Here is a 9,545-nt window from a genome sequence, read left to right as displayed (position 1 = left end):
CCGCCTCCGCCCAGAAAGCCGAGGCTAGCGTCCGAACATGGGTCAACTCTCAGTGGCAACTTCACCCCAAACCAGGTCAGATCTCAGTGGCAATCAACACCTGGGCTTTCGAGGTGTCGCGTCAGCAGCCCGACCCGATCGAGAAAATCCAGAAGGTCGCCATCGACGGGTTCGACGGAATGCTGCGTCCGCATCCTACACGCCAAGCATGGCAAATCCTCTATGCGGAGCAGCCGCGCTATCCCGGGCGGGAGCGATTCACCCTCGCGCACGAATTCGGCCACTACCTGCTGCACAGACAGGATCTGCAGCCCGGCGGGGATACGTGCGACACCCGAAGCGAGGAAAGCGCATACCGGTGCCTGCCGCTCCACATGGATCGGTGGAAGGAGCAGGAGGCGCGCCGCGAGGACGAGGCCGACACCTTTGCTTGTCACCTGCTGATGCCGTTCGACGACTACCGCGCGCAGGTCGGCGACGCGGAGATGTCTGGCGCCCTGCTGACGCACATTACGGATCACTACGGCGTGTCGCTGACGGCCGCAGTGCGGCGATGGATCGAGTTCACCGACAAGCGCGCCGCCATGGTCGTGGCGCGCGATGGCTTCGCGCTGTGGGGGCGCGCCAGCAAGGCGGCATATCGGAGCGGCATCTTCATCCGCTCGGGTATGGAGATCCCTGAGAAGTCGCTGGCAGGGACGGGTCAGGGCGGATCGCTGGCGACGACCGGACGGCCGACCTCGCTACCTGCCGGGGTCTGGACTTTTGCGCGCGGCTCCGAGCCCGTGAAGGAATTGACCTTCATCGCCGAGCGGCTCGGCGTGTCGCTGACGATCCTGCAGTTCGAGCAGACCGGAGGATATCAGCTCGAGCAGGACGATGAGCCGTGGGACAGCTACGATCAATTCGTGCGCAGGGCTGGCGATCGATGAGCGACTGAAGCGCCGCTGATCATCGTCGGTGGGGGCGCTCACTTTCGATTCGCGGAGCGGCCGATAACGCGATGCGGACGGGTGGCTTGGCGGCGTCCTGCGTGGGATTTCGCAGCCGTTCCTTTGTAGCCGCATGTCTTCTCTAGTGCGCTGTTTTCGCTGTTCTTTTTGCTTAGGCAGTCCATTTTGCCCCACAGCCATGTCACCGCTGCCCGTGAACATCCATCTTCCGCCACACCTGCGCGAGGTCTGCGACCTCCTGGCCCGCGGGCTGCTGCGGTTGCGGAGCCGCGCTGCCGACGATCTCGCGCGCGACGCGGAGCAGGCCCGCGAGTCGGGAGAGGTTCGCCTACACTCCACCGCCCGGCAGCGCCGTCATGCGAACCCCAGGAGAGAGGGAGTCGCATGACCCGAGGATCCATGAACCAGCGCCGGCGGCAGGAGGCAGCCCAGCCGGCGCCCACCATCCCGAAGATCCCGGCCACGCAAGTACTGTCGCGGCTGGTCGCGCTGCAGACCGCCACGGCCGCCGAGTTGAAGGACCAGTGGCGGGCCCTGTTCGGGAAGGAGCCGCCGCCCTTCAACCGACCCTACCTGGTCAGCCGACTAGCCTATCGCATCCAGGAACTGGCCTACGGGGGCCTGAGGCCGGAGACGCGGGCACGGCTCGAGGCCTTGGGCGAGCAACTCGACGGCGGGAACGTGGTGCTGCGCCGGATCCGTGCCGACAGCCGACCGCTGCCCGGCACGCGGCTCGTGCGAGAGTACGACGGCGTGCAGCACGTCGTCACAGTGCGCGCCGACGACTTCGAATACGAGGGCCGGCCTTATCGGTCGCTCTCCGCAATTGCGCGCCACATCACCGGCACCCGCTGGAACGGCTGGGTATTCTTCGGGCTGCGTCAGCCGGGAGCCTCGGCATGAGGACTCGCGCTGCCGCCGGCGCGGCGATGCCGGCCACCACGAAGAAGCTACGCTGCGCGGTCTACACGCGGAAATCCACCGACGAGGGTTTGGACAAGGAGTTCAACACGCTGGACGCGCAGCGTGAGGCCTGCGAGGCCTATGTGGCTAGCCAGCGCGCCGAGGGCTGGGTGCTGGTCCGCGACCGCTGCGACGACGGCGGCTTCTCCGGCGGCACGCTGGAGCGACCGGCGCTGAAGCGGATGCTCGCCGACATCGAGCAAGGCCTGATCGACGTCATCGTGGTCTACAAGATCGACCGACTCAGCCGATCGCTGATGGATTTCGCGAAGCTGGTCGAGACGTTCGAGGCGCACCGGGTGACTTTCGTCTCCGTGACGCAGAGCTTCAATACGACCACCAGCATGGGGCGGCTGACGCTGAACATCCTGCTCAGCTTCGCGCAGTTCGAGCGCGAGGTGATCGGCGAACGCATCCGCGACAAGGTTGCGGCGTCCAAGGCGCGCGGCATGTGGATGGGTGGAAAGGTGCCGCTCGGCTACGACGTCGCCAACCGAAAGCTGGTGGTGAATGAGGCGGAGGCCGCGCGGGTGCGACGCGTGTTCGAGCTCTTCGCTGAGACTGGGTCGGGAATCGAGGCGGTGGCGCGCCTCCGGGCGGAAGGTGCCACCAGCAAGGCTGGGCGACCGCTCGATAAGGGCGACGTCTACAAGCTACTGAACAACCGGACCTATTCCGGCGAGGTTCAGCACAAAGGCCAAGTCTACAAGGGCGAGCACGAGGCGATCGTGCCGAGGGACCTATGGGACCGCGCGCATGCCATCCTGCGGGTTAGCCCGCGCGCCCGTGCCGCGCAGAACCGCCAGCACGCGCCAGCGCTGCTGAAGGGACTGATCTTCGGGGTGGACGGACGGGCGCTGTCACCGACGCACTGCATGAAGAACGGGCGGCTTTACCGATACTACGTGGCCCAGCGCGTGCTGAAGGGCGACGCGCCGGGTGACGACATCGTGCGACGCGTATCGGCGGCGGAGATTGAGGGGGCCGTGATCGCCCAGGTCCTGGGCCTGCTGCGCCAGCCCGAGATCGTGGTCGGCACCTGGCTCGCGGTGCGGAAGGAGGCGCCGGCCATCACCGAGGGCGAGGTGCGGTCCGTGCTGCATCGGCTGGATCCGCTGTGGGACGAGTTGTTCCCAGCCGAGCAGGCGCGGATTGTGCGCGCTCTGGTGGAGAGGGTCGTCATCGCCCCGGAGGGCGCAGAGATCCGCATGCGGGTCGCGGGGCTGGCAGGGCTGGTCAGGGACCTCGGCGCCATGGCGCCTGAGGCGCTGAAGGCCGTATGAGTATCGCCACCAGCATCACGGTTCGGGTCCCGCTGAAGATCCGAAGGCGGCCAGGGCGGAAGACGGTCGTAACGCCCGAGCCAGACTTCGGAGCCCTAGTGCAGGTGCGGGCTGACCCGACGATTACGAAGGCGCTCGCTCGCGCCTTCCGATACCAAAAGCTGCTGGACGACGGACGGTACAGCTCCATCACGGAAATGGCGGCGAAGGAGGAAATCGACCGTGGCTACATGGGTCGCCTCCTCCTCCTGGCCCTACTCAGCCCCGCGATCATCGAAGCCCTTCTGAGGCGCCCACTCCCTCACGCAAGCCTGCACCAGCTCGGCCGGGCGGCGGCATTGCCCTGGCCACAACAGGAGGCAGCTCTTCGGCTGCAGCCCAGCCCGACAGGCACCTTGCCATGACCCTACGCAAGATATTGCGGGACCACACTCCTCAGGTACAACATACAGCATCGGGGAATGATGTGTCGATTCGCTCGCCCCTGCACAAACAACAGGGTGAGACCGTTCGGCATGATTTCGCTGATCTGCAGTCAGACGGAGCTGGGCAAGCGAGGACACGCTGCATGACCCAAGCGATCAACTGGACGAACTTGTCTGTGCTTCGGTTCGCCGGCAACGAAGATCCTGTCGCGAAGGTTGAGCAGACCGCCCGCACGTGCGTGCTCAAGGCCCTGGATGCTGGCTGGAGCGGCCCACCGTTCAATCCGCTGTTCCTCGCCGATCAGCTTCGTATCCCGGTTGAAGCGAATGCTCAGGTTCGCGATGCGCGCGCCGTGCCCGATAACGGGGGTGTCCGGATCCAGTTTAACCCGACGCAGCCGCGTGAACGGGTCCGCTTCTCTATCGCACATGAGGTCGCGCACGCTCTCTTTCCGGACGTGACGGAGGCGGTTCGGAATCGGGGCGGGGATCGCGGCCCGGACGACTGGCAGCTCGAGATGCTCTGCAACATCGCTGCGGCCGAGTTCATCATGCCGGTGGGCAGCTTGGCTCTGCGCGAGCAAGCGCCGCCGATCGAGACGCTTATGGCCGAGCGACGTAAGTTCGACGTCTCGGCGGAAGCGTTCCTGATCCGCGTGGCGAAGGTGGTGTCCGAACCTCTGCTCGTTGTATTCGCCTCGCCGCGCGACGGCGGCGGCCGGCGCTATCGCGTCGACTACGCGATCCCCTCCCGAGGATGGGAGCTTGCGTCCGGCGGCCTCGTGCCGCCGGCGGAAACGCTGATGGCTGACTGCACGGCGATTGGCCACACAGCGCATGGCTCGGAAGTCTGGGAGCCGCTCGGCGATGTCGTTCTCCAGTGCGTAGGAATACCCGGCTATCCCGGTAGCTCGCTGCCGCGTGTCGCCTGCATCGTTCGGCCGCGTCACTCGACGCCACACGATGCACGGCCTCTGCTTCAGCATGTTCATGGCGACGTGCTTCAGCCAAAAGGTGGAGGGCGACGGATCGTCTGCATGATGGTCAATGACGCTGCGCGTCGGTGGGGTGGGGGGATCGCGCGTATTGCGGCGACCCGTTTTCCTGGAGCCGAAGCCGCCTTCGCCGAGTGGCTCAGCAGCTCGCCGCGTGATCAGCGCCTCGGGCTAGTTCACTTCTGCCCGGCATCGGGCGGAGTGACTTTGGCAAGCTTGGTCGCGCAGCATGGCTACGGGTCGTCGGACAAGCCTCGAATTCGCTACGCAGCGCTCGGTCGGTGCCTCGACGCAGTCGGGGATGAAGCTCTTGCGACTGAAGCGTCCGTTCACATGCCCCGGCTTGGGACAGGGGGCGCCGGCGGCGATTGGCAAGTCGTCGAGCAGATGGTGAATGATGCTTTCGTCGCGCGCGGTGTGAGGACCATCGTCTACGATCCCCCGCCGCGCCGCGCAGGAGCGGAGGCGGATCTCTTCGCCTGATCCATGGCTCGCCTCCGCCGCTCCCGCATAGTCCTCCTTTCCGGTCCGATGTGCGCCGGCAAGAGTGAACTCGCCCAGCGGCTCGAGGCGCGCCACGGCGCGAAGATCATCCGGACACGCGACCTGATCTCTGCTGCACGGCCAGAAACACCAAACACAAGGTCCGCTCTGCAGAAGGCGGGTCAGTCGCTCGATAAGGCAGATGGCGGCGCATGGGTGAAGACAGCGCTCGCGCGGGTGATCGAGGGCACCGTAGTCGACGGCGTCCAACCAGACTTGTTCGTCATCGATGCTGTTCGCATTCGCGGTCAGATCGAAGCTGTACGCGATGCCTTCGGCCCCGAGGTGCACCATGTGCACGTCACCGCCAGCGACGTGGAACTTGCGCGGCGATACGGAGAACGTCCAACCGAGACGGTTGAGTTCGCGTCATATGGTGATGCTCGCAAGCATCCTACCGAGCGACGGATTCAAGAGCTCGCGCCGCTTGCTGACATCGTCGTTGAGACCGACCGATCGTCGGCCGATGCCGTGCTCGTGCGCGCCACTGCGCTACTCGGACTCTACCCGCGCTCCATCGTGCCCCTGGTCGACGTATTGGTCGGCGGGCAATACGGCAGCGAAGGCAAAGGCAACATCGTCGGCCACATCGCCCCAGAGTATGATCTACTGGTCCGTGTCGGCGGTCCGAACGCGGGACACAAGGTTTTCGGCGACCCTGTGGAGACCTACTACCACCTCCCATCCGGGACGAGACGCGCGTCCCATGCACGCCTCCTTCTCGGAGCCGGCGCGGTCCTGAAGCTTGATAAGCTGCTCCGTGAGATTCAGGAGCACGGCGTTGAGGCAGAGCGGCTTTTCATCGACCGCAACGCCATGATCATCGAGGATAGCGACATTGCCGAAGAGACCAGGCTGACGGAGAGCATCTCTTCCACCGGGCAGGGTGTGGGCGCCGCGAGCGCACGAAAGATTATGCAGCGCAGTGGAGGTGCCCGCCTAGCTGGCGACGTGCCTGAACTGCGGCCGTACATCTGCGACGCACAAGAGATCCTCGCCGAAGCCTACCTTCGGGAGCATCGCGTCCTTCTTGAGGGTACGCAGGGAACCTCGCTCAGTCTTCACCATGGCCCCTACCCACACGTCACTTCGCGGGACACCACGGTTGCTGGCTGTTTGGCTGATGCGGGTATTGCGCCAAGGCGGGTGCGCCGCGTCGTGATGGTGTGCCGTACCTATCCCATCCGCGTCGGCGGCCCATCCGGACCGATGTGGAAGGAACTGACCTACGAGGACCTCGCTACACGTTCCGGCATCCCGCTCGAAAATCTCAAGCGGACAGAGACCACGACCACGACAAAGCGCCAAAGACGAATTGCGGAATTCGACTGGGAGCAATTACGACGATCTGCGCTGTTGAACGGGCCGACCGATCTCGCTCTGACCTTCGTGGACTACATCGACCACAAGAACAAGGATGCATTCCGCTTCGAGCAGCTGACCCAACCGACACTGCGCTTCATCGAGGAGGTGGAGCGAGTGGCTGGGGTGCCGGTGTCGATGATGTCGACCGGATTCGATTGGCGAAACGTGATCGATAGGCGGGCGTGGTGACCGAGGCGGAACTCTCTGAACTGCTTCAAGACTGCCCGGTCCTCTATCACATGGCGGAACGCGGAAGCTGGCCGTCTATCCAGCGGCACGGCCTCTTGAGCACCTCGGGGCTGCTCGATCTCTACGGCATCTCGGGCGCCGAGCGTGAAGCGATTGAGGCGCGGCGCCGCCCTTCGAATGTCGAGATCCAGGAGGCAAGCCTTGGCCGAGCGGTCGTCCGGGATCAGAAGCCAATGGACGACCTTGGCCTCACCCGCTGCCTTCAGGACGGCTTGACGCCGGAGGAGTGGTACAGGCTCCTTAATCGGAAGGTGTTCTTCTGGCTGACGAGGGGGCGCCTTCTCCGCTTGGTGGGAGCGAAGCCATATCGCAGTCTCGAACACGACGTTCTGGAGATTGATGCATCGGCGCTCGTGACGGCACATCGAGAGTCCATCACTCTCTCACCGATCAACAGTGGGGCCACAAAGCCTTACCCGGCCCCTAGGGGGCGCTCGACGTTCTTGCCAATCTCCGAGTACCCGTACGCAGAGTGGCGGCAGAAGAGAAAGCGTGGCGAGCGGGCTGTCGAGTTAGTCGTCGAGCACGGAGTCCCAGACGTAGCTTTGTATGTGCAGCGGGTACTGGTGATGCGGGGGGAAGAAGTCCTCAGCGTCCAGTATGAGCGTGCCTCCTCGGCATGACGCCATTTTCCAACTGAAGGTCAACCAAGCCGCGTCGCAACCGCCCGGAACCGCGCCAGCGCTGCCTCCAGGTCCTCGGCAATGCTAGCGGCGATCTCGGCTGGCGGCGGCAGACTTGCGGGGTCGGTGGCGCCTTCCTCGCGCAGCCAGGTCAGGTTCAGGTCCAGCTTCTCGCGGGCAGCGAGCTCGGCGTAGGTAAAGCGCTTGAAGCGCTCGGTCTCCTGCCGCTTCGCGCGGGCGGAGAGCTTCGCCAGGCTCACGAACTCCGCCATGTCGGCGTCGCGCAGCGGGCGTTCCTTCAGGGTGAAGCGCTTGTTGGTGCGGAGGTCATAGACCCATAGGGCCTCTGTCCACGGCTCCTTGCGGCGCGGGCGGGCCTCGAAGAACAGGACGTTCGCCTTCACACCCTGGCGGTAGAAGATGCCGGTCGGCAGGCGCAGCAGGGTGTGGCACTCGAACTCGTCGAGCAGCCGGCGACGGATCTTCTCGCCGGCGCCGCCCTCGAACAGCACGTTGTCGGGCAGCACCACGGCGGCGACGCCGCCCGGCGCCAGCACGGTCATAATGTGCTGGACGAAGTTGAGCTGCTTGTTGCCGGTGGTGACGTTGAAGTCGGGGCGCTGGTAGTCCTCGCGCTCTGTCTCCGCCTCGCCGTCGCCGGTGAAGACCTGGATGGATTGGCGGCGGCCGAAGGGCGGGTTGGTGAGGATCACGTCCCAGCGCCGGCCCGGATCTGCCAGCAGCGCGTCGGCGCGGTGGATCGGCGTGACGTCCGCGCGGCCGAGGCCGTGCAGGTAGAGGTTCATGGCGGCGAGCCGCGCGACGCCGGCGACGATGTCGTAGCCGGTGAAGCCTTCCTCCCGCATCTTGCGCCCCGTCTCGCGGTCGCGCGCCTCGGGCTTCTGGCGCATGTGCTCGAAGGCGGCGAGGAGGAAGCCCGCGGTGCCGCAGGCGGGGTCGCAGATGGTCTGGCCGGGCCTGGGGTCCACCACCTCGACGCAGGCCTGGATGACGGGGCGCGGGGTGAAATACTGGCCGGCGCCGGACTTGGTGTCGGAGGCGGTGCGCTCCAGCAGGCTTTCGTAGATCGCGCCCTTCACGTCCACGCCGAAGCCCGACCAGCTCTCCGCGCCGATCATGCGCACCAGGCGGTGCAGATGGGCCGGTTCCTCGATGGTGTTGCGGGCGCGGGTGTAGATGGTGCCGACGAGGCCGGGCTGGCCCGCGAGCGTCTCCAGCATGCGAGCGTAGTGCTGCGCGAGCTCGCGGCCGGAGAGCGCGGCGAGGCGCGCCCAGCGGCAGTCCTCCGGCAGCAGGGAGGGCAGGCCGTCCTCCTCCCGCTCCGCGTCGAGCTTGAGGAAGAGCAGGTAGGTGACCTGCTCCACATAGTCGCCGGAGCCGACGCCGGCGTTGTTCATCACATGAGCGAGGTTCCAGACCTTTGCGGTCAGGACGTTCTCGGTCTCGCTCATGCGGGTGTCTCGATCAGGTCGGGCTGCGTGGCGGTGCGGCGCGCACGGGGGCGGCGCGCCGCGGCCGGCGTGGCGCGGAGGCGCGCGAGCAGGGCGGCGGCAGGCTCGTCGGCCGGGTCCTGCGCGACGAGGCGGCCGGTGAAGGCGGCGTGCAGGATGGATTGGCGGAGCGTGACTGCCGCGGCCTGCTGCGCATTGAGCAAAGCTTCGGCCTCATCGGCGGCGTTCAGCTCCTCCTCGATCCTGCCCAGGAGACGCCGCATCTCTTCGTGCGGGGGGAGCGGGATCGGCAGGGACCGCACCGCGTCGCCCGTTATCTTCGGCATGCTTCCCGCAGTTCCCGAAGCGGCGTTCCGCATGTGACGCCGGCCTGCGGGCGCATTGGCGACACGCCAGATCCAGCCCGTAAGCGCCGTGTCAGGAGTGCGGACGCGGATCATCAAATCCGGATAGACGTAGGTTTCAGGCGGGCCATCGTAGATGGCAGCGATCCCGACATACTCGGGCGTGTTGCCGCGCTGGAAGAGCAGGTCGCCCGCGCGAAGATAGAGCGGCGAGCCTCGCGGGACCGTCTCAGAGCCCATCCGGGAAGTTCTGATTCAGGCGGAGGGGGTTGCGGCCAGCCGTCGCAGCATGATGCGGATCATGGCCAAGCGGACGAAGGCGCAAGCGAT

General features: G+C 65.9%; 8 protein-coding genes. 6 read left to right on the top strand and 2 right to left on the bottom strand.

The window, feature by feature from the left end:
- The 6 genes from DOO78_RS26355 to DOO78_RS26325 form a co-directional block, all read left to right on the top strand.
- The coding region (locus DOO78_RS26355) for an ImmA/IrrE family metallo-endopeptidase (protein ID WP_133258036.1) at positions 1-932 on the top strand (932 nt) is incomplete at its 5' end.
- Between the two features lie 420 nt (positions 933-1,352).
- A complete protein-coding gene (locus DOO78_RS26350; RefSeq protein WP_111472855.1) occupies positions 1,353-1,856 on the top strand; it encodes a DUF2924 domain-containing protein in 504 nt (167 codons plus the stop codon).
- On the top strand, positions 1,853-3,199 hold the full coding sequence (locus DOO78_RS26345; protein WP_111472854.1) for a recombinase family protein: 1,347 nt from the start codon (positions 1,853-1,855) through the stop codon (positions 3,197-3,199). The genes DOO78_RS26350 and DOO78_RS26345 overlap by 4 nt, the downstream gene beginning before the upstream one ends.
- 568 nt (positions 3,200-3,767) lie before the next feature.
- Positions 3,768-5,102 (top strand): ImmA/IrrE family metallo-endopeptidase, encoded by a 1,335-nt coding sequence (locus tag DOO78_RS26335; RefSeq protein WP_165839102.1) that lies wholly within the window; start codon positions 3,768-3,770, stop codon positions 5,100-5,102.
- A gap of 3 nt (positions 5,103-5,105) precedes the next feature.
- Positions 5,106-6,716, top strand: a complete 1,611-nt coding sequence (locus tag DOO78_RS26330; RefSeq protein WP_111472851.1) for an adenylosuccinate synthetase — start codon at positions 5,106-5,108, stop codon at positions 6,714-6,716.
- Positions 6,713-7,399, top strand: coding sequence for a DUF7002 family protein (locus DOO78_RS26325; protein ID WP_207803080.1), 687 nt, complete (start codon positions 6,713-6,715; stop codon positions 7,397-7,399). Before DOO78_RS26330 ends, DOO78_RS26325 begins: the two co-directional genes overlap by 4 nt.
- Before the next feature lie 20 nt (positions 7,400-7,419).
- Here DOO78_RS26325 and DOO78_RS26320 read toward each other — a convergent pair whose 3' ends face one another.
- Together DOO78_RS26320 and DOO78_RS26315 are read right to left on the bottom strand one after the other, a co-directional pair.
- On the bottom strand, positions 7,420-8,871 hold the full coding sequence (locus DOO78_RS26320; RefSeq protein ID WP_111472850.1) for a type I restriction-modification system subunit M: 1,452 nt from the start codon (positions 8,869-8,871) through the stop codon (positions 7,420-7,422).
- Positions 8,868-9,455, bottom strand: a complete 588-nt coding sequence (locus DOO78_RS26315) for a restriction endonuclease subunit S domain-containing protein (protein ID WP_111472849.1) — start codon at positions 9,453-9,455, stop codon at positions 8,868-8,870. The genes DOO78_RS26320 and DOO78_RS26315 overlap by 4 nt, the downstream gene beginning before the upstream one ends.
- Positions 9,456-9,545 lie beyond the last annotated feature (90 nt).

It is taken from the genome of Roseicella frigidaeris, assembly GCF_003258945.1.
GTDB classification, from domain to species: Bacteria; Pseudomonadota; Alphaproteobacteria; order Acetobacterales; family Acetobacteraceae; genus Paracraurococcus; species Paracraurococcus frigidaeris.
This window is presented reverse-complemented; position numbering and strand designations above follow the sequence as displayed.

Coding starts and splice junctions, on each gene's coding strand:
- DOO78_RS26350 (WP_111472855.1), top strand. CDS start 1,353: ATGAACCAGCGCCGGCGGCAGGAGGCAGCCCAGCCGGCGCCCACCATC.
- DOO78_RS26345 (WP_111472854.1), top strand. CDS start 1,853: ATGAGGACTCGCGCTGCCGCCGGCGCGGCGATGCCGGCCACCACGAAG.
- DOO78_RS26335 (WP_165839102.1), top strand. CDS start 3,768: ATGACCCAAGCGATCAACTGGACGAACTTGTCTGTGCTTCGGTTCGCC.
- DOO78_RS26330 (WP_111472851.1), top strand. CDS start 5,106: ATGGCTCGCCTCCGCCGCTCCCGCATAGTCCTCCTTTCCGGTCCGATG.
- DOO78_RS26320 (WP_111472850.1), bottom strand. CDS start 8,871: ATGAGCGAGACCGAGAACGTCCTGACCGCAAAGGTCTGGAACCTCGCT.
- DOO78_RS26315 (WP_111472849.1), bottom strand. CDS start 9,455: ATGGGCTCTGAGACGGTCCCGCGAGGCTCGCCGCTCTATCTTCGCGCG.